Source organism: Erythrobacter fulvus (assembly GCF_028595285.1).
GTDB lineage: Bacteria > Pseudomonadota > Alphaproteobacteria > Sphingomonadales > Sphingomonadaceae > Erythrobacter > Erythrobacter fulvus.
Genome location: NZ_JAQQXQ010000015.1, coordinates 1 through 25,987 on the forward strand (window position 1 = coordinate 1; position 25,987 = coordinate 25,987).

At 63.2% G+C, this 25,987-nt stretch carries 23 protein-coding genes; 7 read left to right on the plus strand and 16 right to left on the minus strand.

All coding sequences use genetic code 11. The features are described 5' to 3' along the window. The first annotated feature begins 220 nt into the window (after nt 1-220). The 3 genes from OIK40_RS14445 (at nt 221) to OIK40_RS14455 (ending at nt 4,308) form a co-directional block, all read left to right on the plus strand. Nucleotides 221-2,497, plus strand: coding sequence for a phage tail protein (locus OIK40_RS14445; protein WP_273679065.1), 2,277 nt, complete (start codon nt 221-223; stop codon nt 2,495-2,497). 16 nt (nt 2,498-2,513) lie between these two features. Then, the gene (locus OIK40_RS14450) at nt 2,514-2,978 is read left to right on the plus strand and encodes a DUF2793 domain-containing protein (protein ID WP_273679067.1); all 465 of its coding nucleotides are present in this window, start codon (nt 2,514-2,516) and stop codon (nt 2,976-2,978) included. Nucleotides 2,979-3,156: 178 nt separating this feature from the next. Next, nucleotides 3,157-4,308, plus strand: a complete 1,152-nt coding sequence (locus OIK40_RS14455) for an OmpA family protein (RefSeq protein WP_273679068.1) — start codon at nt 3,157-3,159, stop codon at nt 4,306-4,308. A gap of 385 nt (nt 4,309-4,693) precedes the next feature. Here the strand turns inward: OIK40_RS14455 and OIK40_RS14460 are convergent, their stop codons facing one another. The 7 genes from OIK40_RS14460 to OIK40_RS14490 form a co-directional block, all read right to left on the minus strand. After that, nucleotides 4,694-6,238 (minus strand): spinster family MFS transporter, encoded by a 1,545-nt coding sequence (locus OIK40_RS14460; RefSeq protein WP_273679117.1) that lies wholly within the window; start codon nt 6,236-6,238, stop codon nt 4,694-4,696. A 62-nt stretch (nt 6,239-6,300) separates the two neighbouring features. Further along, nucleotides 6,301-6,999: a 7-cyano-7-deazaguanine synthase QueC gene (gene queC, locus OIK40_RS14465; protein ID WP_273679069.1), complete on the minus strand. Its 699-nt coding sequence runs from the start codon at nt 6,997-6,999 to the stop codon at nt 6,301-6,303. 44 nt (nt 7,000-7,043) lie between these two features. After that, nucleotides 7,044-7,463 carry a hypothetical protein gene (locus tag OIK40_RS14470; protein ID WP_273679070.1) on the minus strand — a complete coding sequence of 140 codons (420 nt, stop codon included), beginning with the start codon at nt 7,461-7,463 and terminating at the stop codon, nt 7,044-7,046. Between the two features lie 85 nt (nt 7,464-7,548). Continuing rightward, a complete protein-coding gene (gene hslO, locus OIK40_RS14475; RefSeq protein ID WP_273679071.1) occupies nt 7,549-8,439 on the minus strand; it encodes an Hsp33 family molecular chaperone HslO in 891 nt (296 codons plus the stop codon). A 53-nt stretch (nt 8,440-8,492) separates the two neighbouring features. Next, nucleotides 8,493-9,443 (minus strand): ornithine carbamoyltransferase, encoded by a 951-nt coding sequence (argF, locus tag OIK40_RS14480; protein ID WP_273679072.1) that lies wholly within the window; start codon nt 9,441-9,443, stop codon nt 8,493-8,495. Continuing rightward, nucleotides 9,440-10,639 (minus strand): aspartate aminotransferase family protein, encoded by a 1,200-nt coding sequence (locus OIK40_RS14485; protein WP_273679073.1) that lies wholly within the window; start codon nt 10,637-10,639, stop codon nt 9,440-9,442. Before OIK40_RS14485 ends, argF begins: the two co-directional genes overlap by 4 nt. A gap of 130 nt (nt 10,640-10,769) precedes the next feature. Next, on the minus strand, nt 10,770-11,501 hold the full coding sequence (locus OIK40_RS14490) for a cold-shock protein (protein ID WP_273679074.1): 732 nt from the start codon (nt 11,499-11,501) through the stop codon (nt 10,770-10,772). A gap of 273 nt (nt 11,502-11,774) precedes the next feature. On the opposite strand from OIK40_RS14490, the gene OIK40_RS14495 reads away from it, so the two are divergent. Genes OIK40_RS14495 through OIK40_RS14510 form a run of 4 tightly spaced genes read left to right on the plus strand, consistent with a single transcriptional unit; the run spans nt 11,775 to nt 15,213 of the window. Beyond that, nucleotides 11,775-12,206: a protein tyrosine phosphatase family protein gene (locus OIK40_RS14495; RefSeq protein ID WP_273679075.1), complete on the plus strand. Its 432-nt coding sequence runs from the start codon at nt 11,775-11,777 to the stop codon at nt 12,204-12,206. A 9-nt stretch (nt 12,207-12,215) separates the two neighbouring features. Continuing rightward, complete coding sequence (locus OIK40_RS14500; RefSeq protein WP_273679076.1) at nt 12,216-12,644, plus strand: hypothetical protein; 429 nt, start codon at nt 12,216-12,218, stop codon at nt 12,642-12,644. Then, nucleotides 12,637-13,599: a sterol desaturase family protein gene (locus OIK40_RS14505; RefSeq protein WP_273679077.1), complete on the plus strand. Its 963-nt coding sequence runs from the start codon at nt 12,637-12,639 to the stop codon at nt 13,597-13,599. The genes OIK40_RS14500 and OIK40_RS14505 overlap by 8 nt, the downstream gene beginning before the upstream one ends. 24 nt (nt 13,600-13,623) lie before the next feature. After that, on the plus strand, nt 13,624-15,213 hold the full coding sequence (locus OIK40_RS14510; RefSeq protein WP_273679078.1) for a GMC family oxidoreductase: 1,590 nt from the start codon (nt 13,624-13,626) through the stop codon (nt 15,211-15,213). A gap of 247 nt (nt 15,214-15,460) precedes the next feature. Here OIK40_RS14510 and OIK40_RS14515 read toward each other — a convergent pair whose 3' ends face one another. The 9 genes from OIK40_RS14515 to OIK40_RS14555 all read right to left on the minus strand — a co-directional run bounded on the left by OIK40_RS14515 (nt 15,461) and on the right by OIK40_RS14555 (nt 25,861). Further along, on the minus strand, nt 15,461-16,828 hold the full coding sequence (locus OIK40_RS14515; protein WP_273679079.1) for an ammonium transporter: 1,368 nt from the start codon (nt 16,826-16,828) through the stop codon (nt 15,461-15,463). Nucleotides 16,829-16,840: 12 nt separating this feature from the next. Next, on the minus strand, nt 16,841-17,179 hold the full coding sequence (locus tag OIK40_RS14520) for a P-II family nitrogen regulator (RefSeq protein WP_273679080.1): 339 nt from the start codon (nt 17,177-17,179) through the stop codon (nt 16,841-16,843). Nucleotides 17,180-17,363: 184 nt separating this feature from the next. Further along, entirely contained in the window at nt 17,364-17,927 is a 564-nt protein-coding gene (locus OIK40_RS14525) for a pyridoxamine 5'-phosphate oxidase family protein (RefSeq protein WP_273679081.1), read from the minus strand. Nucleotides 17,928-17,943: 16 nt separating this feature from the next. Then, nucleotides 17,944-18,813, minus strand: coding sequence for an alpha/beta fold hydrolase (locus OIK40_RS14530; RefSeq protein WP_273679082.1), 870 nt, complete (start codon nt 18,811-18,813; stop codon nt 17,944-17,946). Between the two features lie 38 nt (nt 18,814-18,851). Beyond that, nucleotides 18,852-20,375 (minus strand): peptide chain release factor 3, encoded by a 1,524-nt coding sequence (locus OIK40_RS14535; protein ID WP_273679083.1) that lies wholly within the window; start codon nt 20,373-20,375, stop codon nt 18,852-18,854. A gap of 22 nt (nt 20,376-20,397) precedes the next feature. After that, on the minus strand, nt 20,398-22,788 hold the full coding sequence (pheT, locus tag OIK40_RS14540) for a phenylalanine--tRNA ligase subunit beta (RefSeq protein ID WP_273679084.1): 2,391 nt from the start codon (nt 22,786-22,788) through the stop codon (nt 20,398-20,400). Continuing rightward, a complete protein-coding gene (gene pheS, locus OIK40_RS14545; RefSeq protein ID WP_273679085.1) occupies nt 22,785-23,885 on the minus strand; it encodes a phenylalanine--tRNA ligase subunit alpha in 1,101 nt (366 codons plus the stop codon). Before pheS ends, pheT begins: the two co-directional genes overlap by 4 nt. Nucleotides 23,886-23,973: 88 nt before the next feature. After that, on the minus strand, nt 23,974-24,873 hold the full coding sequence (locus tag OIK40_RS14550) for a helix-turn-helix domain-containing protein (protein WP_273679086.1): 900 nt from the start codon (nt 24,871-24,873) through the stop codon (nt 23,974-23,976). Between the two features lie 112 nt (nt 24,874-24,985). Continuing rightward, on the minus strand, nt 24,986-25,861 hold the full coding sequence (locus tag OIK40_RS14555; protein WP_273679087.1) for a helix-turn-helix domain-containing protein: 876 nt from the start codon (nt 25,859-25,861) through the stop codon (nt 24,986-24,988). Nucleotides 25,862-25,987: the final 126 nt, after the last annotated feature.

Sequence of the window (25,987 nt, forward strand, 5' to 3'; positions counted from 1 at the left end):
GATCTCCGCTTCACGCAGCTTGCCGATGATCTCTTCCGGCCTGTGCTTCCTTGCCATTCCATTCCTCCTTCGTGACCAATTCTAAAATAGAAATTGGGCCACTCAGAAGGGGGCAGATCATTCGGACCTGCAAAAAGCGACGAAGTCCTGCTGGTCAAGCTTGGCTACGGGCAGCACCACCTGATGATCTCATTCGGAACTGACGAGGTCATCCACGCCCATGCCGGCCTTGGCCGGGTCGTCCGCCATCGGCGGGAAGCCACCAACAACATCTGCGCCAGATGGCGTTTGCCCTCTTCGACAAAAGGCTAGTCTCATGGCGACATTGCTACTTACTGCCCTCGGCACAGCCGTCGGCGGGCCGATTGGCGGTGCCGTCGGCGCGTTTATCGGCCAGCAAGCGGACGCGCTGGTTTTCGGCGGCGGTTCGCGTCAGGGCCCCCGGCTACGCGAACTCAGCGTGAGCACGTCGAGTTACGGACAACCAATCGGACGCCATTTCGGGCGGATGCGCGTTCCGGGCACCATCATCTGGTCTACCGAGCTGATCGAAAGCAAGAACAAGCAGAAAGGGCGCAAGGGACAGCCGTCGACTGTCGTCTATTCCTATTCAGCATCTTTTGCCGTTGCCTTGTCGAGCACGCCAATCGCAAGGCTGGGACGAATCTGGGCCGACGGCAATCTGTTGCGTGGCACGCTGGACGATCTCAAGGTGGCAGGTAAGCTGCGCCTTTATCAGGGCCATGGTGACGATCCGGTCGACCCACTGATTGCCGCAGACAAGGGCATCAATGCTCCTGCTTTCCGCGATTGTGCCTATGTGGTTTTCGAAAGCCTCGATCTGGGGGACTTCGGCAACCGGATTCCGGCTTTGAGTTTCGAGATCTTTGCCGATGGTGGGGACAGCGCGGTATCCCTGTCGCGGTTGATCCCGGGCGCGGAAACAGGGTCGGCAGACGTGGTCCCCGGCGCACGCGGTTTTGCGGACGAAGGGGGATCCCTGGCTGCGACGCTGGCGGCAATCGACGAAGTGATCCCGCTTGTGTGTACCTCAGGACGCGATCGGCTGCGCGTAGCGCCCCGGAGTATCGCGCAAAACACCGTTCAGACCTTGCCCGAAGCATTGGCGGCAGGCGGGGGCTCTGCGGAAGAAAGGCGGCGCAAGCAGCGCGCCGGCGTACCAGGGCGGGCCCCGGCGGCACTTCGGTACTATGATGAGGAACGGGACTATCTGCCAGGGGTCCAGCGCGCGTCGGGATCGCGGCGATACGGGCGGGAATTGATGGTCGATCTACCCGTAACCCTCAATGCGAGCGGCGCCAGGCAACTCGCCAATGAACGCGCCAATCGCGCGCGCTGGCAAAGCGAAACAGTCGTTTGGCGGATTGGTGAAATGGACCCGCGACTGCAACCTGGTGCAATTGTGCGATTGCCAGAGTCAGCAGGCCTATGGTTCACGCGAAGTTGGGAATGGTATGATGAAGGTATCGAGCTTGTTCTCGATAGGCTGACCCCGCACCAGATGGGCCCCCAAACCTCCGATGCCGGACAAGCCAATAGGCCCGCCGATCAGATCATTCCGTCAACAAGCCTGTATGCTCTGGAAGTGCCGGCTGACGGCAGCATCGGGGCGGCAACGCCAGCGCTCTACGCTGCGGTTTCAGCCGAAAACAGCGCGTGGCGCGGCGCGGCGCTCTATTCCGTTCAGGGCAACGGGCTCGTTGCGCTGGGGAGCTCGGGTTCGCAGCGCGCGGTCTTTGGCTCGCTGATCGAGCGTCTGGAACCATCGCATGCAATGCTGTTCGAGCCGGAAGCCTGCTTGATCGTCGAACTGGTCGGCGACGATCTGGGCTTCGAAGATGCCGATATGGCGGGCCTCGCTGAAGGCGCGAACCGGGTTATGGTGGGTAGCGAAGTCGTACAATTCGCGCAGTCAATACCTCTCGGAAACCGTCGCTGGAAGTTGCAAGGCCTCTTACGAGGGCGTGGTGGTACCGAGCATGACGCAGCGCTAGGTCACGATGTGCAAACCAGCGTCGTTCTACTCGACGACAGTCTCGTTTCTCTCGATCCGGCAGAAGTGCCCCCGCTGGGCACATCGCGAATCGCAGCGATCGGCATAAGGGACGAAGAGCCTGTCATTGCGACTCTTGCCAATGCGGGACTTTCGCGGCGCCCGCTGACCCCGGTTCATCCCAGTGTTGAAGTGGCGCCAGACTCTACGAGCGTGTGGTGCTGGACACGCCGTGCACGAGGGCAATGGAGATGGGATGATCCCGTCGATGTTCCGTTGATTGAAGAAACGGAAGCCTACCTAGTCGGTTACGGCGCAGTTGCAGCCCCGTTCGCGGCATGGTCCGTTTCGGAATCGCGGTTCAGGCTTAGCCAGCAAGAGCGTCTTTCGCTTGTTACGGCCTTCGGCCCCGCCCCTCTGTGGGTCTGGCAGATAGGTACCTTCGGCAATTCGCACCCGCTGCTGCTGGACGAAATCAACTGAACCCAAGGAGTCTCGAATGACCGAACCCATTGCCTTTCCTTCGAGCACATCCAATGTCGGACTGCCCCTGCTTTTCGCCGGACAAGCGCAGAAGGAATTTTTCGTCAATCAGGCACTTGTGCTCGTGGATGCGCTTTCGCCCAAAGCCGTTACGGGGTCTATGGCCAAACCACCTGTTAATGTGACGGATGGCGAGTGCTATCGTGTGACGGCTCCGTCGGCGGAACCATGGAGCGCTTATCCTGATCACATCGCAATCGCGATAGGCGGTAGCTGGCACTTTGTCGCGCCAACCGAGGGCATGATGGTGTTCGAACGTTCAGCCGGGCACTGGCTTTGCTACAGAGCTGGCTGGAAAAGCGCCCCCGCCCCGGCGATTCCAGCCAATGGCGCGAATGTCGATGTCGAAGCGCGGGCGGCGCTGCAGGAACTGATCGCTGCCCTCCAGACGCTCGGCCTTTTGGCCCCCGCTACGCTGTGACCCAGAGTTGCCGAGTCGCGACATTCAAGGCGCTCGAGAGGCAGATTTGGCATTTATTCACGATCAGCCGATAGAGGCATTCTTGCAACACTCGGCCGCTATTGACCGCTTGCCTCTTGTTCGGGGAAAAGATAGAGACCGTCGGTGCCTCAAGTCGATAACAAAGGGGAATTTTAGAATGCGCAAACTCGTCATTGGGATGGCGATGGCTTCGACCGCGCTGACATCGCCCGCCGTGGCCCGCGAAGGCCAATGGTACATTCAGGGTGACGGCGGTGTCATGATCGTCGAAGACCAGAGCATCGATGTGAACGGCGTGGACGGCGACGGCCAAGCCGATAGCGGAACCGGGTATGATTTCGGTGCACTGGTCGGTTACGACTTCGGTGCCTTCCGCCTCGAAGCTGAAGCCAGCTACCGCTCGGCTGCCGTGGATGAACTGACTGCAGGTGGGCAAGGTTTCCAGATCGATCCGATCGGTCAGCCCGGCGGTCGCAATGGTCGCCTGACGAACCAGTCCGCCCCTGTTCTCGGAGACGTTAACGCGCTCAGCTTCATGCTGAACGGCCTCTTCGATTTCGGCAAGGATGATGGCCTTCAGGCTTTTGCCGGCGGTGGTATCGGTGTCGCCCGCGTTGATATGGATGCGAACTACGACCTTAACGGTCCGGGCGCATATGACGATTCCGACACCGGTTTGGCGTGGCAGCTGCTTGCGGGTCTTCGCGCTCCGATCAGCAAGTCCTGGGACCTTGGCCTGAAGTATCGTTACTTCAACGCGCCGGACATCAACCTGGTTGATACGCTCGGCCGGACGCTCGACACCAAGCTGAGCACGCACTCGCTGCTGGGGACCATCACCTACAACTTCGGTGGTGAAGAGGCTCCGCCGCCGCCGCCGCCGCCGCCGCCGCCGCCGCCGCCGCCGCCGCCTCCCCCGCCGCCCCCGCCTCCGCCGCCGCCGCCGCCGCCGGCGCCGTGCAACACTGGGCCGTACATCGTGTTCTTCGACTTCGATAAGTCGGACATCACTGCCGAAGCTGCGACCATTCTCAACAACGCGGTTACGGCCTATGCCAACTGCGGTACTGCCAGCGTGATGCTGGCCGGTCACACCGACCGCGCCGGTAGCGTGAAGTACAACATCGGCCTGGCCGAACGTCGTAACGCATCGGTGCGCAGCTACCTGAGCGGTCGCGGCATCCCTGACGGTCGCATCACCAGCGAAGCGTTCGGTGAATCGCAGCCGCGCGTTCCGACCGCGGACGGTGTGCGTGAAGCGCAGAACCGTCGCGTGGAAGTGACCTACGGCCCGGGTTCGGGCATGTAAGTCGACGCTTCAAGCGAACTACAAAGGAGGGGCTGGAGAAATCCGGCCCCTTTTTTGTTTGTCGGCCACTGGCGCCAGTTCAAACTGGTTACTGCGCCCATATTACGCGGGCTTGGTTGAACGAGACACAAACGCGCTCCCTCATGATCGATAGCGATACGGAAATTTCCGGTCACGAAGAGGCTGCTAGCTCGTGATATCCAGCAATCAGGGCAATCAGCTTTGCCTCAGATCGGCCAAGAATTCAGGCAGTGGCGAAGGCAAAGCTTGGCCGCGAATGGCCGGCAGCCGAACGGTCAAAACGGCCCGCGCGCTCCAAACTCAATGCTTTGATCTGACCGCTCGAGGAAGCCCTAGCCGTGGCCTCCGCCTACGCTGGCCGCATTCACGCGCCCGCTGCCGCACGAGCACGCTGATCTATTGTTGCTTCCGCCTCGGGCAGGACGCGATAAGCGTAGATCAGCAACGCAAGCGAGATTGGTGCGACCCCTATCAGCGAGAGCACACCAATCCTCATGCTTCCGGACAGCTCCGAAATCTGTCCGACCATGTATGGTCCGATCGCCAAACCAACGAGAGTAGTCGCCAGAAAGAAGGAGGCGGTGGCGGTGCCGCGCATACGCGGCAAAACCAGGTCCTGTGTTGTGGCAGCAGCAGCGCCCAGTGCGGTCGCCGCGAACATGCCCGCAAGAAAATTCATCGCATAAAACAGCAGCGGGTCATCGGTGGTGAATCCCAGCCAGATCGGAACAACCGGGGCAAGAATGCCGAACATAATGACGACGATTCGACCCGAGGGATTACGCGACCGCAGCCAATCCGACATACGCCCGCCGAGGATCACCCCGAGAAAGCCGGAGACCGCACCGCTTCCGCCGAGTACAAACGCCAGCTCGTCTTTTGGCAGCTTGAGCACGGTCTCGGCATAAGGCGCAGACCAGAACGCCAAGGCGTAGGCACCGAGCGACACAAGCCCATAGCCCAACGCCGTACAAATGAAGGCGGGAGTACCCCATATCAAACGGAAGGTCGCCGGATCATGGCGCCGAAGCGTGGCCGCCCACGAAAACACGGCATAATAGCCAAATGCCATGGCCGACCACTGCGGCAGATTTCCCGTTAGTTCGATCATGATTATCGCCAAGCCAAACATGGCCGCCGCCATTGCCAGATTCGCGAATGCAGCCATTGGACCCCGTCTGATCGCATGAAAAAGCGTGAAAGGCGGCAGCAGCATCGAAAGGTCGACGAAGAAGTCACGCAGCGGGCTATTGCCGCTGGGGTTTTCTTCGGGCGGACGCACAGGTTCACGCAACGAAGCTACCCATAGCGCCAGAAGCACCCCCGGCAAGCCAACTGCTAGAAAGGCGGCCTGCCAGCCCACTAGGCCGGCAACTCCGCCTCCCGGATAGGTCGCGTCCCACACTTGCGAGATCTTCGCTCCGATCAGCAGCGAGACCCCGCCACCAATATAAAGACCGGAAGAATAGATAGCGAGTGCTGTGGCACGCTTGCGGGCCGGGAAATAATCCGAAATGAGCGAATAGGCCGTCGGGCTCGCCGTTGCCTCGCCAACACCGACTCCCATCCGTGCAAACGAAAGCGAGACATAATTGCGAGCCATCCCCGATATCGCGGTCATGGTCGACCACAGCACCAGTCCAATTGTCAGCAGACGCACCCGGTGCCACCGGTCAGCCAGTCTGCCTAGTGGCACTCCGAACAACGCATAAAATACTGCGAAAGCCGCGCCCCCCAGAAACCCAAGCTGGTCATCGGTCAGATCGAAGTGCCGCTTGATGTCGACGGCAAGGATTGAGAGGATCTGTCGGTCGATAAAGTTGAGGATGTAGACGACTACCAGCACGCCGAGCACATACCAGCTGTAGGCAGGCACTGTCTCATCGCTGCGGTCCTTCGCCGCGATCATTTCCTCGCTCAATCCCGATCCCCTATATCTTATGTACGATCCCGCTGCGACGCGCGGGCCGGTCAGACCTTATAGCGCGTGCTATCGACAATCCCCGCCTCGGCAAAACCCTTTTTCCTGAGGCGACAGGAATCGCACAGTCCGCAGGCGAGACCCTCCGATGTGGGATCGTAACACGACCAACTCCACGCCGGATCAAGACCAAGCCGTGCGCACTCGCTGGCAATATCCGCCTTTGTCATGTGCTGCAGCGGCGCATGGATTGTGAATGGCATACCTTCGGCGCCCGCCTTAGTGCCGAGCCGCGCGGTCTCTGCAAAACTGGCGATGAATTCAGGGCGGCAGTCGGGATAACCCGAATAATCGAGCGCGTTGACGCCGATGAACACATCGCGCGCGCCAGCAGCCTCCGCACAGGCAGTCGTCAGGGCGAGGAACACGAGATTGCGGGCAGGCACATAAGTAACCGGAATATCCTCGCCAACACCGCTCTTGGGGACGTCGATCGCGTCGGTTAGCGCCGACCCGCCGAAGGCTCTGAGATCCAGCGCAATCTCGGTGTGCCTGACCAACTCCAGCCGTGCCGCAATCCGTCGGGCAGATTCCAGTTCAAGCCGGTGGCGCTGGCCGTAATCAACGCTCAATGCATGGACCGCAAACCCCTGCTCCTTCGCGAGAGCTGCCGTAACCATGGAATCGAGTCCGCCGGAAAGCAGGACGACGGCAATGGGAGCGGTCTTGGCATTTTCTGGCGGGGGCATGCCACGGCCCTATCATGCCCGCAGGCAAAGGCAATCCACGCCTATCAGCACGACCCGGTGCGACGGGCTTCGGCAATGAACTGGAACGGCAAGCCGGCATGAATCCCCTGGCTTTCCAGCTGGACGAGTGCCGGGGTTTCCCTCCGGATGCTGGTGCGCCCATAGCCATTGCCCTGACAGGTATATTGCACAGTGACCTTGGCCGCACCGTCCTCGACAACGAACCGGTTACAGCCGCTTTCACGGTGACGGAGCTGGATCAGCTCTTCTCCGCTGCGGACGCAGATCCTGCGATCGGGGGTGCCGTCGCGATACTTGACGGTCCATTCACCCTTGGTCAGCGTGCCGAGCATGGCGAGACCGTCGCGCTGCGCAAGACCCGGCATCGCCACGCAAGCCAGCACACCGGCCATAACGCCGTACAGCGCAATGGCCCGGAAATGACTGATAGAGAGGTTTTTCATCGGTTTCTTATGCCTGCTTGTTTCGGCGCTGGCTTGCATATTCTGGCCATTTGAAGGGCATAGGCACGCGGTTTTCGACCAGCGTCTACACCGCGAGCTCGAACAGGCGTGAACAGAACGCACAATCGACCACGACGACGCCATCATCGTTGCGCATTGCCTGCTGCTCTTCCGGGGGGAAGCGCGCAATGATTGTCGCGTAATGCTCGGCACTGCAGCGGCAGCCACGTGTCAGGCCAGCGCCGGATTGCACCCGCACCTCCTGTTCTTCATGGAACAGGCGCCAGACGATAGCTTCGAGCGAAAGGTCCGCGTCAAGCAGCTCGTCGTGGCTGATCGAGCCGGCCATTACCGCAACATGCTCCCAATCGGGATGATCCATCCGAACATGAAGGCGCTCGCGGCCCTCCTCGCCGTCGGCGAGATGCTGCACCAATAATCCTGCCGCCGTGCGGCCTTTGGCCCCGGCACGGCTGGCGACACGGATCAGCGTCGGGATCTGCTCCGACTGGCTGAAATAGGTTTCGCAAGCCTCAGCAAGACTGTCGCCCTCCAGTGGAACGATGCCCTGATAGCGCTGGCTCCCTTCGGTCTCGAAGGTCATCGCGAGATAGCCTTCCCCGAACAGCGCCGAAAGCGACGGATTTGCGCCCAGACTGCCGAGCCGCTCCGCATCGAAATCGCAATAGCCGCGCACCGCGCCGCCACGATAATCGCACACCAGCAAGCTGACGATGCCGCCATTGGTCTGCGCTTGCATGGTCATCTGCGCGGCCTCGCCCTTGAGCAGCCCGCCCATCAGCGCGCCGAGCGTCAGTGCCTCTCCCAGCAAATGGGTGATTGGCGCTGGGTAATCATGCGCCGACAACACTTGCTCCAGCACGCTGTCGAGCCTGACGACGCGCCCGCGCGCGCTACGCCCAGGCACGGTGAAGCCCATCAGCTTGTCGGAATAGGTTTCTGAAACGTCTTGCATGGCGCTTATATGGGGGCACACCTTGCCGGCGCAAACCCCAGACTGCGAGCAACCTAGCTGCCGAGCAGCCCGAAGCTCCAAAGCAACACCGATTTCTGCGCGTGGATGCGGTTTTCGGCCTCGTCAAACACCACCGATTGCGAGCCTTCGAAGACGTCTTCGCTTACTTCTTCACCGACGTGAGCGGGCAGGCAGTGAAGGAACACTGCATCAGACCTCGCTTCTGCCATCAGCGCGGCATCGACCTGATAGGGTGCCATGGCCGCCTTCTTCTCGGCAGCATCGGCCTGACCCATGGAAATCCATGTATCGGTGACCAGCACATCCGCTCCGCGGGCCGCAGCCTTTGCATCCTGTGTCAGCGTAACCGTCGCCCCGCCTGCGCGAGCCTGTTCGACAAACCCCGCGTCGGGCTCAAAGCCCGCAGGCGTCGCCACGCGGACGTTGAACTTGAAAAGTTCGGCAGCCTCGAGGATCGAGTGCAGGACGTTGTTCCCGTCACCGAACCACGCCACCTCAAGCCCCGGCAGAGCCTTGCCGTGTTCTATCACGGTCAGAAGGTCGGCAACGATCTGGCACGGGTGCGAACGATCGGTAAGCCCGTTGATCACCGGAACGCTCGCATGGCGGGCCATTTCCTCGATCTTGGCGTGATCGTCGGTACGCAACATGATGCCGTCCACCATCCGGCTAAGCACCCGCGCGGTGTCTGCGATGGTCTCCCCCCGGCCCAGCTGGCTCGATCCGGAGTCGAGAATCAGGACGCTGCCGCCCAGCTGTCGCATCGCGATGTCGAAGCTGACACGGGTGCGGGTCGAATTCTTCTCAAACACCAACGCCAGCACGCGGCCGGCTAGCGGGGCATCGGCATCGACAGCGCCCTTTGGCTTGTCCGCCCGCGCAGCCTTACGATCAATCGCGTCGGCAATCATCGCCGCAATGTCGTTCGCTCCGGCGTCCCCGAGATCGAGGAAGTGGCGAAATGCCCCACCGCTCCCGGTCATGCCGGTTCCGGAACCTTGAAGCTGGCAGCACCGGCAGACAGCTTGTCGAAGAACTCGTCGATCTCGGCATCGCCGATCACCAGCGGCGGGATGATGCGGATCGTGTTGTCGCCTGCAGCCACGGTCAGCAGCTGGTGATTGTCGCGCAGATGGACGAAGAACGGGCGGCTCTCCATCTTCATCTTGAGACCGAGCATCAGGCCCTTGCCGCGCACCAGTTCAAACAGTTCGGGATAATTGCCGATGAACTGTTCGAGCCCTTTGCGCAGGCGCTCGCCCTTCTCGCGCACTTCGCCGAGGAATTCCTCGTTCGCGACAGCCTCCATCACCGCGGTCCCGGCGGCCATGGCAAGCGGGTTGCCGCCATAGGTCGATCCGTGGGTGCCGAAGGTCATCCCTCGCGCGGCCTTTTCGGTGGCGATACAGGCACCGAGCGGGAAGCCGCCACCGATGCCCTTGGCGGTGGCCATGATATCGGGCTCGATCCCGTAGTGCTCATAGGCATAGAGCTTGCCGGTGCGCGCGACCCCGCACTGCACCTCGTCAAGGATCAGCATCAGGCCATGCTCGTCGGCGAGTGCGCGCAGACCCTGCATGAATTCCTGCGAAGCCGGACGAATGCCACCCTCGCCCTGAATCGGCTCGACCAGGAAACCCGCGGTCTGCGGCCCGATCAACGCCTTGGCGGCTTCGAGATCATCGAAGGGCGCATATTTGAACCCTGCGAGCAGCGGCGAGAAGCCGTGGTGCATCTTCTCCTGGTTCGAGGCGCTGATGGTCGCCATCGTGCGACCGTGAAAGGCGTTGTGGAATGTGATCAGCTCGAAGCGGTTCTTGTCCCCCGCATCGCCGGCGTTCTGGTGATAGGCGCGCGCGGTCTTGATCGCCGCCTCGACCGCTTCTGCCCCCGAATTGGTGAAGAAAACCGTGTCGCCGAAGGTGCTGTCGACCAGCATCTGTGCGAGCCGTTCGCCCTGCGGGCTGCCGTAAAGGTTCGACACGTGCATCAGCGTCGCCGCCTGCTTCTGGATCGCCCCGATCAGGCCCGCATGCGAATGGCCGAGCAGGTTAACCGCGATTCCGCTGGCGAAATCGAGATAGCGGGTGCCGTCCTCGTCGATCAAGTGACAGTGCTCGCCGCGCACCGGCCGGACACCGCAACGCGGATAGACGGGCATGAGCGGGGTGATCGACATAAGATGCTTCCTGATTGGTGGACGCTAAGGGGAAAACGCAAATGGCGGCCCCGCAACAGAGCCGCCACCCGCTATTTTTAGGCTTCCCGCACCCGCGCGTCAAATCGCACGCAAGCCGGGAAAGGCGTTGTCAGCCCTCGACCGGGACGAGGTTGACCGCCGAGTATTTGCCTCGTCGGTCGACCTCGAGATCGAATTCGTAGCGTTCGCCTTCGTTGATGCCGGTCAGGCCCGAACGCTCGACTGCGCTGATGTGCACGAACGCATCCGGCTCGCCATCATCACGGACGAGGAAGCCAAAGCCCTTCATCGCGTTGAAGAACTTGACCGTGCCCTTGGTCCGCTCACCGGTCAGCTCGCGCTGCGGAGCAGCAGGCTTCTGCGGCGCCGCGATCACATCGCCGACAATCTGGAGATCCTGCGCCGACACCTTGCCGCCGCGATCCACGAGATTGTACTGGAGCTCCTGGCCTTCGGCCAGACCTTCAAGGCCTGCACGCTCCACCGCGCTGATGTGCACGAAGACGTCTTCTCCGCCACCTTCCTGCTGGATGAAGCCGAAGCCCTTCTGGGTGTTGAAAAACTTTACGGTACCCTTGCCGGTCCCGACGACCTGTGCGGGCATGCGGCTGAAACCGCCGCCACCGCCGCCGCCAGGGCCACGGGGGCCACCGCCGCCGCCGCCGCCGCGCGGACCGCCGCCGCCGAAGCGATCGCCGCCTCCGCCACCGCCGAAACGGTCATTGCCGAAGTCGCGCGGGGGCGGGAAACCGTCATTCCCGCCGCCAAAAGGATCGAAACCATCTTCGCCGAAACCGTCGCGCTTGTCGCGGCCGCGCCGGCGTCCCCTATCGTAACCCATATATCAGAACGTACCTTGCCACACTGCCCGCCCTCCGATGTGCCGATGGCGTGGACAGTGAGCCGCACCGGACACAGGCGCGCCGAACTCATGAACCGGCGCGCACTTAAGGGCTCAGCATAGCGCACAACGAGTTGCTTTGCGAACGATTTTACCGGAGCGCGGGAAGGACACTGCCAAGCCGGTGGTCCGTGGGTCCCGGCAATGCTTGTGCCTTCTGCTGCTCTTCGGCAAGAACCGGAGGGTAGAGGGTTTCGGAGGCAGGATCAGATTATGAGCGCTTTTCGCAAATTGACAGATAATATCTATGTAAGTCAGCAACTTGTGCTGGACGATGTCGCCACGGCAGCGGCTGAGGGAATGGCGATGATCGTCAATAACCGCCCCGACGGCGAGGATCCGGACGCTCCGCAAGGGGCCGATATCGGTGGGGCCGCGGCGCAGGCCGGGCTCAATTATGTCGAAATCCCGATCGGGCATGCAGGCTTCAGCGAACCGCAGATCGACGCCATGATCGACGCAATGGAACAGGCAGAAGGGCCGATTCTCGCCTATTGTCGTTCGGGCACCCGATCGACCTTTCTTTGGGCGCTCGCCAGCGCAAAGCAAGGCGGCGATCCCGATACCATTGTGCGGGCGGCGATGCAGGCCGGGTATGATGTCAGCCCGATCCGCCCGATGATCGACATGCTCGCCGCGCGCTGAGAACCGCTCGTGGAAGTGCCGCCGCTGTTAGTCCAGACCGCCGGTTCGCTGGTTGCGATTCTCGCTCTCGCTAGGTTGGCGCGATGGATGAAGCTGGGCGGCGCGCCGCGGCTTGACAGCGCGGATGCGGTACGCCGCGCCGCTGGCGAGGTCGAGGACGGGTTTGCGGCTGTCGTTACGACACAGGATTCACGCGGCCTCGCGGCACTGGCACGCAACACCGAGGGCCGGATCATGGTGATCAAGCGCCACGGCAACCGCTTTGCCGGACGCGTGCTCGGCCCGCAGGCCGAGGCACGGCTCTGGCGCGACCATAGCGGCCCGACACTCGAGGTCGATTGCGGTGAGGCCCGGTTCGGTAAGGTGGTTCTCGAAATCCCCGATGCCGAGGCTTGGGCCGACGCGATCAATCAGGTAAACCCGACCCGAGATGCCTGACTTCAACCCCACCCAATATGCCGTGCCGCTGTTCGTGGTGGCGGTGCTGGCCGAGATGATCTGGGCGAAGTTCCGCGCGCCGGAGGCCTATGAACCCAAGGACACGCTCGTCAGCCTTGCCTTCGGGCTTGGCTCGACCGTTGCGGGCGCGCTGCTGGGCGGTTTCGCGGTTGCACTGTTCATCAAGACTTATGATTACCGTATCTTCGATTTCGGCCCGCAATGGTGGGCGGTCTGGTGGGCATGGCCGGTCTGCTTCGTGCTCGACGATCTCAAATACTACTGGGTCCACCGTGCCGGGCATCGCATCCGCTGGATGTGGGCGGCGCATGTGAACCACCATTCGAGCCAGCATTACAATCTGTCCACCGCCCTGCGGCAGACATGGACAGGATCGCTAACCTTCGGCTTCCTGTTCGCGGTGCCGCTGGTGCTGCTCGGCTTCCATCCGGCGATGATTGCGATCTGCGGCGGGTTCAACCTCATCTACCAGTTCTGGATCCATACCGAGGCGATCAAGCGCATGCCGCGCTGGTTCGAGGCGGTGATGAACACACCGAGCCACCACCGCGTCCACCATGCCACCAATCCGCGCTATCTCGATCGCAATTACGCGGGGGTATTCATCATCTGGGACCGGATGTTCGGCACGTTCGAGCCAGAGGTGGATAACGAGCCGATCCGCTACGGCATCGTCAAGCAGCTGGGCAGCTTCAACCTGCTGTGGGCGGTGTTCCACGAATGGATCGGAATGATCGCCGACATCTGGCGCGCGCCGTGGAAGCACAAGCTTTCCTACCTGCTTCGAGAACCCGGCTGGAGCCATGACAACAGCCGCGAGACCAGCGACATGATACGCGCACGTTGGCAGGCGCGTGGGGGCAACGCCGCTGCATCTGCGCCGACATCGGTAGCTGATCGAAACCGGATTGCAGCCGCGGGCGAAGCTGCCTAGTCTCCCTCGCCAAAGGGAGAGAACATGGAAAGCTTCGACTACATCGTGATCGGCGGTGGAAGTGCCGGCAGTGCGGTTGCCGGGCGTTTGGCTGTGGACGGCACGCGCCGCGTTTGCCTGCTCGAAGCGGGCGGGCGCAACGACAATATCCTGGTCAAGACGCCGGGGTTCATGCCCTTCCTGCTCAAGAATGCGAACTACCGCTACGAGACGGTCCCTCAGAAAGGTCTGAACGGGCGCACCGGATATCAGCCGCGCGGTCGCGGGCTTGGCGGCTCGTCGGCGATCAACGCGATGGTCTATATCCGCGGCAACCGCTGGGATTACGACAACTGGGCGGCGATGGGCTGCACCGGCTGGGGCTATGACGACGTCCTCCCCTACTTCAAACGCGCCGAGTCGAACGAGCGCGGGGGCGACGACTGGCATGGCGCCGACGGCCCGCTGTTCGTTTCCGACCAGACCGCCGCCAACCCGACCAGCCATGCCTTCGTCGAGGCCGCTGCCGCGCTGCAACTGCGCACCAATGCCGATTTCAACGGCGAACGGCAGGAAGGTTTCGGGCTCTACCAGGTCACCCAGCGCAAGGGCGAACGCTGGTCAGCGGCGCGCGCCTATGTCGAGCCGATCCGCGAACAGGGCAATTTCGCAATACGCACCAATACGCTGGTCGAAAAGCTGGTGGTCGAAAACGGACGGGTAACCGGCGTGCAGATCCGGCGGGGGGGCAAGAGCGAAACCCTGCTGGCGCGGCGCGGCGTGGTGCTGTCCGCGGGGGCGTTCAACAGCCCGCAGATCCTGATGCTGTCTGGCATCGGCCCGGCCGATCACCTCAAGGCCCACGGGATCGACGTGGTGCTCGATCGTCCCGCCGTCGGCAGCGAACTACAGGACCATATCGACTATGTCTCCGGATGGGAGACCGAAAGCGACGTGCCGCTTGGGCAGACGCTCAAGGGCACGCTCAAGATGGCCGCGGCGATCGTCGAGCATCGCCGCAAGCGCACCGGGGCGATGACCACGCCCTATGCGGAAGCCGGCGGTTTCTGGACGGTGATGCCGGACAGCCCCGCGCCGGACGTGCAGTGGCACTTCGTCCCCGCCGTGCTGGAAGATCACGGGCGCGAGAAGGTGAAGGCGCATGGCTTCTCCCTCCACGCCTGCGTGCTGCGCCCTGAAAGCCGGGGCACTGTGCGGCTGGGCAGCGCGGACGCCGCCGCCGCGCCGGTGATCGACCCCAACTTCCTCGATGACGAACGCGACATGGCTGTGCTGCGGGCAGGCGTGCGCCTTTCGCACCGCATTGCAGAGACCCCGCCGATGCAGGCTTTCGGGCCGAAGGATCGCCACCCGATCGATCTGAATGACGACGCCGCGCTCGACGAGCTGATCCGCCAGCGCGCCGACACCGTCTATCACCCGGTCGGCAGTTGCCGCATGGGCGCGGACGCGGATGCGGTGGTCGATCCGACGCTCAGGCTCAACGGGCTCGAAGGCCTGTGGGTGGCGGATGCGAGCATCATGCCCAAGATCGTCAGCGGCAACACCAACGCGCCCAGCATCATGATCGGCGAACGCTGCGCCGACTTCGTGATGGCGGCAGAGCGGGGATAAGCCCCCAACCCTGATAGTCGCGCTGTAACGGCCTGAAAGGTCGCAAGCGCGACCGCGCGCCCGCAGGCGATCAGGGACCGCAGGGCCTGAAGCTCGCCGAGGACGAGCCCGCGGAGCCGGGGTCGCAAAAAAAGGCCGGAGAGCTTTCGCTACTCCGGCCATATTCAGTTTGTTCGTTCGCAGGAGGAACAAGGTGAGGCGGGGGAAGGGGAGAGGGAGAGACGTCCTCCCCCCGCCAAACTGGTGATTAGTTGTAGGCGCGCTCCCCGTGTTCGGAGATGTCGAGCCCGTTGACTTCGCTTTCCTCGTCGACCCGGAGGCCGATGGTCAGCTTGACAAGGAAGCCGACGATCAGAGTGCCCGCAGTAGCCCAGCCGATCGTCACTAGAACGCTGAAGACCTGCACCCAAAGCTGCTCGCCGAGCGGGGTCGAGCCGTCGCCGGGGCCGCCGAGGAACGGCTGGTAGACCACCGCCGTGCCGATCGCGCCGACGATGCCGCCAACGCCGTGGATGCCGAAAGCGTCGAGCGAGTCGTCATAGCCGAACTTGGCCTTCACCTTGGCGACGAAGACGTAGCAGATGGCCGATGCGAGGATGCCGAGCAGGATCGCGCCGAACGGGCCGCTGTTACCGGCCGCCGGGGTCACCGCGACAAGACCGGCGATGACGCCCGAGCAGAAACCGAGTGCCGAACCCTTGTGGCCCGCAGCCCGCTCGATCACCATCCAGGTCAGCGCGCCGGCAGCGGTGGCGACGAAGGTGTTGATCATGGCGAGGCCCGCGGACCCGTCAGCTTCCAGCGCCGAACCGGCGTTGAAACCAAACCAGCCAACCCACAACAGCCCCGTGCCGACCATGGTCAGCGTCAGGCTGTGCGGCGGCATCGGCTCCGAGGGATACCCGCGGCGCTTGCCGAGCAGGTAAGCAAGCACCAGCCCCGAAACACCGGCATTGATGTGCACGACGGTGCCACCGGCAAAGTCGAGCGCGCCGTCTTCGAACAGGAGTCCGCCGCCCGCCCACACCATGTGCGCGATCGGGAAATAGACGATGGTCAACCAGATCGGCACGAAGGCCATCACCGCGCTGAACTTCATGCGCTCCGCCGTCGCACCGAGGATCAGCGCGGCAGTGATGGCGGCAAAGGTCATCTGGAAACTGATGAAGACATACTTGCTGATGACTTCGTCGGTGAAGGTCGCAGCAGTGCTGCTGGCGTCGGTGCCCGAGAGGAAATAGCTCCCGCCACTGACAAACAGGCCGAGCGCGCCTTCGTAAGACGTATCACCGAAAGCGAGGCTGTAGCCCCACATCACCCAGATCAGCATCGCAAGACAGGCGGTCGCGCCGATCTGCGTCATGGTCGAGAGCATGTTCTTCGATCGGGTCAGGCCGCCGTAGAACAGCGCGAGACCGGGCAGGATCATCATCAGAACCAGGATGGTGGAGGTCATCATCCAGGCGTTGTTGCCCGGATTGGGAACCGCAGGCGCGGCCTCCACGACTTCGGTCACAACTTCGGCGACTTCAGCCACCGGAGCGGCCAGCGCCGGTGCGGCCAACAAGATCGCCCCCGTCGAAAGCGCCGCTGCATTGAGGAAAATACGCTTCATGGACTCGTCCCCTTAGAGCGCGGTTTCGCCGGCTTCGCCGGTGCGGATGCGGGTGGCCGATGCGAGATCGAGCACGAAGATCTTGCCGTCACCGATCGAGCCGGTGCTGGCGGTTTGCTGGATGGTTTCGACCACCTGCGCGGCGATCTCGTCGCTGGCGGCGATTTCGAGCTTCACTTTGGGAAGCATGTTGGTGGAATATTCAGCGCCGCGATAAATCTCGGTCTGGCCCTTCTGGCGACCGAAACCCTTGACCTCGGTGACAGTCATTCCGGCGATGCCGATGCTGCCCAGTGCCTCGCGCACTTCATCGAGCTTGAATGGCTTGATGATGGCGATGATGAACTTCATTCATGCCCCCTGTCCGAGCCGGACCATTCCGGCGCAACAGAGCACTGCAACAAGCGTGCCACATTTGCTTAACGCGACTGCAGCACGGATTTTTCGGGAAATCTTCGCAGTTGCGGAAAATTTCCTGCCTAGGGTTTAATCAAATGATTAGAAATTAGGCAGCGCTTGCCAGTAAGCGGTCGCCTCAGGTGTCCTCGCCGCGAATATAACGGTCGCTTGCCCGGGTCGGCAGGCCGTCGATGCTGCGGGTGCGGCCGGCGACTTTGGTCTCCCATTGCGCGGGATCGGCCTGACGGTGTGCCTTCTTGAGAGTGTCGCGCTCACCCTCGAGCGTCATGAAGGGCACGCCCCAGCCGCAGCTGGTCTGAACGCTCTCCACCGCAATGTCGAAGATCTGGCGGGTGCCGGGCAGGAGCGTAAAATGCTCCGCCAGCGCCGCCCAGCCCTCATCCTGCGGCAACACCGCGCGTCCGCGCCCGTAGATACGCAGAATGAGGGCGGGCTGCTGGAAATTGCAGAACATCAGGGTGATCCGGCCGTCCGCGGCGAGATGCGCATGGGTCTCGTTGCCCGAACCGGCGAGATCAAGATAGGCGACGCGGTCCGGCGAAAGCACGCGGAAGGCGTCATAGCCCTTGGGGCTGAGATTGATCCGCCCTTCTGCCGCCGCCGTAGCGACGAAGAACACCGGCTGGGCGGCGATCATGGCGGTGTGCTTTTCATTCAGCCGATCAGAAAACTCCGCCATTGCCGCCGCCTTCGGTTCAGAGGAAATCGCGCAAGGTCGCGATGAAACGATCGAACTGGTCGTGGTGGAGCCAGTGGCCGGCCTTTTCGAACTCGATCACGCTCGCGGTCTTGAAGTGAGCGATGCGCCCGTCCTTTTCCGGGTTCGATGCCCAGCTGTCCGCGCCGTAGAGCAGCAGCGTCGGACACCGGATCGCGCCCCACAGCGCCTCGATAAATTCATCGCCGATATCCTCGACCGGCCAGACGTTGAGGTGCGGATCGAACTTCCAGCTATAGGTGCCGTCCTCGTTGCGGTTGACCCCGTGAACGGTGAGATGCCGCGCCTGTTCCTCAGTGAGGTAGGCGTTTTCCTCGATCATGCGGGCGAAGGCCGCTTCGATACTTTCATATTTGCGCGGGCTACGTCCGGCGGCCTTGCGCTTCTTCTCGATCCATTCGGCGAGGCGTTCGGGATAGGGCTGGCTGCGCTGCTTTTCGCGCCATTCGGGCGAAGGGCCAAGGCCCTCGATCGCCACCAGCTTCGTCACCATGTCGGGGAAGGCACCCGCATAGCGCAGGGCGACATTGCCGCCCATCGAATGCGCCACCATCCGCACCGGGCCGACGCCCAGCTGATGCACCAGCTGGGCAAGATCATAGACCATCTCGCCGGCGGAATAGACCCCGTCCGACACCCAGTCGCTATCGCCATGCCCGCGGTGATCCATGGCGATGACGTGATAATCCTCGCGCAGCGCCTCAGCAGTCCAGTCCCAGCTGCGGGCATGATCGCGCCCGCCATGCACCAGCACCAGCGGCGGCTTACCCCGCCCGCCCCAGTCGAGGTAATTCAGGCGAAGGCGCTGCGAGATGAAGGTCTGCGATGTCGGGCCGGTGTCGTGCATGGGTGATGCCATGCCGCGAAGCCCGCCACCTCGCAAGTCTAGCGTTCCTTCGTGGCCGAGAAGGTCAGCTGCGGGTTCTTTTCGACCTGATAGCTGACGTCCCATGGGCTCTTGGCCATGAACACGAGGTCACCGTCGCGGTCCTTGGCGAGGTTCGCGCGGTTGAAGCTGGCGAATTCGTCGAGCGCCTTGTCTTCGCCCTTGATCCAGCGCGCCGTTGCGAAGGGCGAGGGTTCGAGCGCGGCCTCGACCTTGTACTCCGCCTCCAGCCGCGAAATCAAAACCTCGAGCTGCAGCTGGCCAACCACGCCGACGATATGGGCCGATCCGATCTCGGGGTAGAACACCTGGATCACGCCCTCTTCGGAAAGATCGTCGAGCGCCTTGCGCAACTGCTTGGTCTTGGTCGGATCTTTCAGCTGGACGCGGCGCAGGATTTCCGGCGCGAAGTTGGGGAGGCCGGTGAAGCGCACCTGATTGCGCTCGGACAGGGTGTCGCCCACGCGCAGCGTGCCGTGGTTGGGGATGCCGATGATGTCGCCTGCCTCGGCGGTGTCCGCCAGCTCGCGATCCTGCGCAAAGAACAGAATCGGCGAGTGAACGGCAATCGGCTTGCCGAGACCGCTCGGCGTCAGCTTCATGCCGCGTTTGAAGGTGCCCGACACCTGCCGCATGAAAGCGATTCGGTCGCGGTGATTAGGGTCCATGTTGGCCTGCACCTTGAAGATGAAGCCGGTTACCTCGTCGCGCTCCGGGCTGATCTGCTCCTCGCCCGCGGGCTGCGGGCGCGGCGGCGGGGCGAAGCGGGCGATCGCGTCGATCAACTCGATGACGCCGAAATTCTTGAGCGCGGAACCAAAATAGACCGGGGTCAAATCGCCATTACGATAGGCTTCGAGATCGAATTCGGGATAACCGCCGCGCGCCAGTTCGATCTCGTCGGCGAAGCGTTCCGGGATAGCGGCATCGGCTTCGCGGGTGCCGAGGAATTCACGGCTGGGGCCTTCGGGGCGGCTGACGGTCTCGGTCGCGAAATCGAGCAGGCCTTCGAATTCCCCGCCCATGCCGATCGGCCACATCTGCGGGCTCACATCGAGCGCGAGCATGTCGGCCACCTCGTCGAGCGTCTCGAACGGATCGCGCCCCTCGCGGTCCACCTTGTTGACGAAGGTGATGATCGGCACGCTGCGAAGGCGGCAGACCTCGAACAGCTTGCGGGTCTGCGGCTCGATGCCTTTCGCCGCGTCGATCACCATCACCGCCGAATCCACCGCCGTCAGCGTGCGGTAGGTGTCCTCAGAGAAATCCTCGTGGCCCGGGGTATCGAGCAGGTTGAAGGTGATGCCGCCCCGTTCGAAGGTCATCACCGAGGACGTGACCGAGATGCCGCGCTGCTGCTCGATCTTCATCCAGTCCGAACGCGCGCGCCGCGCCTGTCCGCGGGCCTTCACCTCGCCCGCAAGGTGGATCGCGCCGCCCTGCAGCAGCAGCTTTTCGGTGAGCGTCGTCTTACCCGCATCGGGGTGCGAAATGATCGCGAAGGTGCGGCGATTGGAGGTCATGGCATGTCGATCCGCACAGGCATCAGCCGCGCAGTTCCGCTCCCAGCTTGGCGGCGGCTGCCACGACCTTGTCAGTAATCGCCTTCAGTTCGGCATCGGTGAAGCTCTTCTCGCCCGGCTGAAGCGTAACTTCGACGGCGATGCTCTTCTTGCCCTCCGGCACGCCTTGTCCGGCGAAGACATCGAACACCCGTGCCGATACGATGCTAGCCTTGTCCGCACCCTGCACAGCGCGCACCAGATCGCCAGCCACAAGCTCGCTCGGGACCAGGAAGGCGAAATCGCGGGTAACAGCCTGCAACGCGGGCGGGGTGAAGCCGGGGCGGGCGAAACCGGCGTTCTTCTTCGCCGGAATGGCATCGAGGAACAGCTCAACCGCTGCGACCGGGCCATCCATATCGAAGGCCTTGAGCGTTGCCGGATGTACCATCCCGAACCGGGCCAGCACCATTTTCGGCCCGAGCCGCAGCGTCGCCGACTGGCCGGGATGGAACTGCGGGCCAGCCTCGCCCATCACCATCAGGTTCTGGACGGGCGCACCTGCGGCTTCGAGCAGCTCGAGCGCCAGAGCCTTGGCATCATAGGCATCGAAGGCGCGCGCCTTGCCGTTCTGCCAGCCGCGCTCCGTCTTCTCGCCTGCTAGGACGATCCCCAACGTAGGCTTTTCGTCGCTTAGACCGTTTCCGCCGCGGAAGTAACGCCGCCCGATTTCGAACAGGCGGGTTGAATCCGCGCCGCGATCGGCATTGCGCTTGGCCGCGATCAGAAGGCCGGGCAGCAGCGCGGGGCGCATCACTTTCAGGTCTTCGCTGATGGGATTGGCGAGCACCCACAGGTCTTGCCCTTCCGCAGCGAAATGTCCTGCCGCCCATTCGGGCAGGAAGGACCACGTAACCGCCTCGTTCAGACCACTGGCCGCCGCGGCACGGCGCAGCCCGCGCTCGAGCTTCTGCTGCGGCGTGGCGGTGGGGCGTGCGACGCCTTCCATACGCGGCAGCGCGATACTCGCGACCTTGTCGAGGCCGTGAATGCGCACGACTTCCTCGACCAGATCGGCCGCGCCTTCGATGTCGTGGCGGCGGAGCGGGCAGGTCACGTTCCAATCGGTGCCCACAGCAAAGCCGAGGCTTTCGAGGATGCGTTTCTGTTCGTCCTCCGGCACCTCCACACCGCCAAGGCGCGTGGTCAGGCCGGGATCGAAGGCGATTACCTTTGCCGCGCTCGGCGGCGAACCGGCGCGGACGGTCTCGCTGGGCGAGCCGCCTGCCAGTTCCACGATCAACCCGGTCAGCAGATCAAGCCCGTCGTCGAGAAATTCGGGGTCTACGCCACGCTCGAAACGGGTGCGCGCATCGGATGAAAGCCCAAGCTTGCGCCCGGTGGCACCGATGCGGGCGGGATCGAAATAGGCGATCTCGAGCAGCACATCCGCCGTCGTCTCCGACACGCCCGAATGCTCGCCACCCATGATGCCTGCGATGTCGTGCACCTGCACATCATCGGCGATCACGACCATTTCGCTACCCAGCGTATAGGTCTTTTCGTTGAGCGCCAGCACCTGCTCGCCATCCTTGGCACGCCGCGCCACGACCGCGCCCGAAAGCTTGGCGAGGTCATAGACGTGCGCGGGACGCCCGAAGCCGAGCATGAGGTAGTTGGTAAGATCGACCAGCAGCGATATCGGGCGCTGGCCCGCGCTGGTCAGGCGCTGCTGCAACCAGTCGGGAGAAGGGCCATTGGTGACGCCCTTGATCACCCGTCCGAAGAACGCCGGACAGCCTTCTGCATCGTCGGTGCGGATTTCGACCGGACACGCGCCTGCAGCCGTGAACGCGGGCATGGCAATCGGTTTGAGCGTGCCCAGCCCCTTGGCAGCCAGATCGCGGGCGATGCCGTACACGCCCATGCAGTCGGGACGATTGGGGGTCACCGCCACCTCGATCACCGGCGAGGCGCCATGATAGGCGGCGAAGTCCGTGCCGACAGGTGCATCATCGGGCAGTTCGATGATCCCGTCATGATCCTCGCCCAGCTCAAGCTCGCGCACCGAGCACATCATCCCGTTGGATTCGACACCGCGGATCGCGCTCTTGCGCAGAACCATGCCGTTGGCGGGTACGGTCGCGCCGGGCAGCCCCAGCACGCCCTTCATCCCCGCGCGGGCATTGGGCGCACCGCAGACAACCTGCAGCGGATCACCCTCACCCGTGTCGACGGTGAGCACCTGCAGCTTGTCCGCATCGGGATGGCGGTCAGCGGTGAGCACATGGGCAACGCGGAAGCCCGCGAGCTTTTCCGCCGGGTCCTCGACACCCTCGACCTCCAGCCCGATGGCATTGAGCGCATCAAGGATTTCCGGAAGGGTCGCCTCGGTATCGAGGTGGTCCTTGAGCCAGGTCAGGGAGAACTTCATGCGCGTGCTCCCACACCTGCCGAAAGCGTCGGCTGATCGAAGGGCGAGAAGCCATAGTGCCGCAGCCAGCGCGGATCGCCGTCGAAGAAGGCGCGCAGATCATTCATCCCGTATTTGAGCATCGCGATACGATCGATCCCGAGGCCGAAGGCAAAGCCCTGCCATTCATTGGGGTCGAGCCCCGCAAATTCGAGCACGCGGGCGTTGACCATCCCGCTGCCGCCCAGTTCCATCCATGCATGGCCCGGCGCATCGCCGTGCCCGCCGACGACGCGGCGGCCACCCTCGGTCGAATAGCCGACATCGACTTCGACACTGGGTTCGGTGAAGGGGAAGTAGCTGGGGCGCAGGCGCAGGGTGATGTCCTCGCGCTCGAAGAAGGCCTTGAAAAAGGTCTCCAGCGTCCACTTGAGGTGGCCGAGGTGAATGCCCTTGTCGACCACCAGCCCTTCGACCTGATGGAACATCGGCGTGTGAGTGGCGTCGCTGTCCGAACGATAGACGCGGCCCGGCGCGATGATGCGGATCGGCGCGCCCTGATCCAGCATCGAACGGATCTGTACCGGCGAGGTGTGTGTCCTCAGCAGGATCTCTCGGCCCTCGGGTGTGCGGTCAGGAAAATAGAACGTGTCGTGCATCGCCCGCGCGGGGTGCGTCTCGTCCATGTTGAGCGCGGTGAAGTTGTGCCAGTCGTCCTCGATCTCCGGACCGGTGGCGACCGCGAAGCCCAGATCGGCGAAGATTTCCGCGAGTTCGTCCATCACCTGCGAAACCGGATGCACCGATCCGCGCGGCGCGGCAGGTGCGGGCAGCGTCAGGTCAAGCGTCTCGCGCGCCAGCTGCGCTTCCAGTTCGGCGACTTCGAGCGCCGCCTTCTTCGCGTCGATCGCATCGGCGATTTCTGCACGGGCGCTCTGGATCGCGGGCGCGACGGCGCTGCGTTCCTCGGGGCTCATGCCGCCAAGCGTCTTGAGGGCGAGGCTGACCCAGCCCTTCTTGCCGAGCGCGGCAAGGCGCTGCTCTTCAAGCGCGTCGAGGCTGGCGGCCGCGGCAATCGCGGCGAGCGCGGCCTGTTTCTGGGTATCGAGTTCGGTCATGACCTGTCGTATCGGGCTGGCGGATGGTGCGCGCGCGTCCGCTAGCGGCAATTCGCGACTTTTGCAAAGCACCAGTGGTGCAAGCGCACTATGCCTGTCCGGTGCCCGGCGGGCGGTGAAGGCCCTGCAAGGCCACGCCGGCAATCGCCATGCGCGCCCGCGCCGCCGCGACGAGGAAGGGCTTGTCCAGCTTGGCATAGGCCGAAGGGCTCATTCTCATGAACCTCCGGAAGTCGCGCACGAAGTGCGGCTGGTCGTGATAGCCCGAATCCAGCGCCCCCAGCCAATTCAGCGAGGGATCCAGCATGAACCGCGCAAGACAGCGCAAAAAACGCTGGCGGCGCAGCAACAGTTTGGGGGGGAAACCGAAGGCCCGCCGCGACATCCTTTCCAGCGAACGGACATTCATATCCAGCCGTTCGGCCAGATCGGCAACCGTCACCAATCCGGGGTCGAGCAGCGCCTCGCTAAGCGCGGCAATCGCCGGATCGACCGGCTGGATATCGGCGAACAGCGCCGCCATATGCTCCTCGATCAGGGCCAGTTCGGTGGCATAGTCTCCGTCGCCCGCCGCCAGCGCACGGGCCAGCGGCACCATGCGGGCGAAGGTCGGATCGGTCATCCCGTCCACGATGCGGTCGGCATAGTCCCCCGCCTGCGCGGCGAAAAGTGCCGCCCAGCCGGCCGGCATGAGCCCGATTCCCCAGCTTCGGCCTGACCGCATCCTGAACCGCGCGGCACGGCTGGTCGCTCCGGTAACGACGAAATCGGGACAACGCGCAAATTCGCCCGGACCGATCAGCGAATAGGCCTCGGTATGCAGCAGGAAGCGCAGGTTGGCCCATTCGGGATGAAGGTAGTCCTCCAGCCATGGCTCGCGCGGGGAACAGACCGCATCGGTGCAGTAATAGGCGGTCACGAACTGACGCAGCGGTTCCGGCGGCAAGGCAAACCGCATATTGACCGAATTGCCCGAAGCCGCGTGCATGCGTGTTCCTGCGTATACCCCCGCCGTGTATAATCGTCGCGCAGCGACGGAGCGTCAAGCCGCCGCCGGACAATGTTCCGCAGATACCGCGTCAGGATCGGGCGCCCGGCGTTCAGCCGTGTTCGTGCGGGGGGTCTAGGGTCTGGGCCGGACTGCCCCAAACCCGCGCGCGCGCTTCCATGAACGACGTCAGGATCGGATGATCTAGCGCGGCGTATTCGCTCGGGTTCATTGTCATGAACTCGCGGAACTCGCGGGTGAACTGCGCCTGGTCGTGATAGTGATCGTCCATCGCCTCGGTCCAGCGGCTGCCGCGATGGAGCATGAAGGTGGTGAGACTGCGCATGAAACGCTGGCGGCGCATAAGCAGCTTGGGCGAAAAGCCGAAATAGCGCACACACACCCGCTCCAGCGTGCGAATGCTCATCGCGCAGGCATCGGCCAGATCATGGACCGAAGCATGATCCCCGCCTACCAATTCGGTGTGCACCCGCATGATCCGCGCGTCATCGCGGGTCGGGCGCATCGCCTGCGCCATGGCCGCGACGATCGCGGCATATTGTTCCTCAAGATCCGCTTCGGGGTCGCACAGGGCTTCGGTCAGATGGGCAAAACGGGTGAATGCGGGGTGGGCGGCGCCGTCGCAGATGATATTGGCGCAGGCCCGCGCATCGGCATCGAAGAACCGCGCCCAGCCCAGCGGCAGGAAACCCACGCCCCACATCCGCACCGGCCCGAGCGTGAAGCGGCACGGCAGCGAGCTGGGCCCTGTCCCGACGAAGCGCGCGCCCGACACGCGCGTACCGGCGATTTCGGCCTCGGGCCCGCCGCCGCAGAAGAAACGGATATTGGCCCATTCGGGCTGGAGATGATCGGTCAACCTTCCTCCGCCGGCGTCGATGTCGAGCGAGAGGTGATAGAAGGTCGTGAAACAGCCTTCGAACATCGCGGGCGGCTCGCGAAATTCGGCCTTCAGCCGGTGCGGCACGGGCGCGTTTGCGGCACCCTGCGTGCTTGTGTGTCGCTCATCCCCCATGCCGCGCATGGTGACGCAATTGGCGAAATTCTACAAGACGCGTGACGGTTTCATACAATTCACGCGAAAAGGGCGGGT

What these genes read in the sequence shown, in the direction of transcription:
- OIK40_RS14450 (WP_273679067.1), top strand. Translation starts at nt 2,514, where the DNA reads ATGACCGAACCCATTGCCTTTCCTTCGAGCACATCCAATGTCGGACTG.
- OIK40_RS14520 (WP_273679080.1), bottom strand. Translation starts at nt 17,179, where the DNA reads ATGAAGTTCATCATCGCCATCATCAAGCCATTCAAGCTCGATGAAGTG.
- OIK40_RS14525 (WP_273679081.1), bottom strand. Translation starts at nt 17,927, where the DNA reads ATGGCGGAGTTTTCTGATCGGCTGAATGAAAAGCACACCGCCATGATC.
- argF (WP_273679072.1), bottom strand. Translation starts at nt 9,443, where the DNA reads ATGACCGGGAGCGGTGGGGCATTTCGCCACTTCCTCGATCTCGGGGAC.
- OIK40_RS14530 (WP_273679082.1), bottom strand. Translation starts at nt 18,813, where the DNA reads ATGCACGACACCGGCCCGACATCGCAGACCTTCATCTCGCAGCGCCTT.
- OIK40_RS14535 (WP_273679083.1), bottom strand. Translation starts at nt 20,375, where the DNA reads ATGACCTCCAATCGCCGCACCTTCGCGATCATTTCGCACCCCGATGCG.
- hslO (WP_273679071.1), bottom strand. Translation starts at nt 8,439, where the DNA reads ATGCAAGACGTTTCAGAAACCTATTCCGACAAGCTGATGGGCTTCACC.
- queC (WP_273679069.1), bottom strand. Translation starts at nt 6,999, where the DNA reads ATGCCCCCGCCAGAAAATGCCAAGACCGCTCCCATTGCCGTCGTCCTG.
- OIK40_RS14455 (WP_273679068.1), top strand. Translation starts at nt 3,157, where the DNA reads ATGCGCAAACTCGTCATTGGGATGGCGATGGCTTCGACCGCGCTGACA.
- OIK40_RS14445 (WP_273679065.1), top strand. Translation starts at nt 221, where the DNA reads ATGCCGGCCTTGGCCGGGTCGTCCGCCATCGGCGGGAAGCCACCAACA.
- OIK40_RS14550 (WP_273679086.1), bottom strand. Translation starts at nt 24,873, where the DNA reads ATGCACGCGGCTTCGGGCAATTCGGTCAATATGCGGTTTGCCTTGCCG.
- OIK40_RS14460 (WP_273679117.1), bottom strand. Translation starts at nt 6,238, where the DNA reads ATGATCGCGGCGAAGGACCGCAGCGATGAGACAGTGCCTGCCTACAGC.
- pheT (WP_273679084.1), bottom strand. Translation starts at nt 22,788, where the DNA reads ATGAAGTTCTCCCTGACCTGGCTCAAGGACCACCTCGATACCGAGGCG.
- OIK40_RS14490 (WP_273679074.1), bottom strand. Translation starts at nt 11,501, where the DNA reads ATGGGTTACGATAGGGGACGCCGGCGCGGCCGCGACAAGCGCGACGGT.
- OIK40_RS14510 (WP_273679078.1), top strand. Translation starts at nt 13,624, where the DNA reads ATGGAAAGCTTCGACTACATCGTGATCGGCGGTGGAAGTGCCGGCAGT.
- pheS (WP_273679085.1), bottom strand. Translation starts at nt 23,885, where the DNA reads ATGACCGAACTCGATACCCAGAAACAGGCCGCGCTCGCCGCGATTGCC.
- OIK40_RS14515 (WP_273679079.1), bottom strand. Translation starts at nt 16,828, where the DNA reads ATGAAGCGTATTTTCCTCAATGCAGCGGCGCTTTCGACGGGGGCGATC.
- OIK40_RS14470 (WP_273679070.1), bottom strand. Translation starts at nt 7,463, where the DNA reads ATGAAAAACCTCTCTATCAGTCATTTCCGGGCCATTGCGCTGTACGGC.
- OIK40_RS14485 (WP_273679073.1), bottom strand. Translation starts at nt 10,639, where the DNA reads ATGTCGATCACCCCGCTCATGCCCGTCTATCCGCGTTGCGGTGTCCGG.
- OIK40_RS14495 (WP_273679075.1), top strand. Translation starts at nt 11,775, where the DNA reads ATGAGCGCTTTTCGCAAATTGACAGATAATATCTATGTAAGTCAGCAA.
- OIK40_RS14505 (WP_273679077.1), top strand. Translation starts at nt 12,637, where the DNA reads ATGCCTGACTTCAACCCCACCCAATATGCCGTGCCGCTGTTCGTGGTG.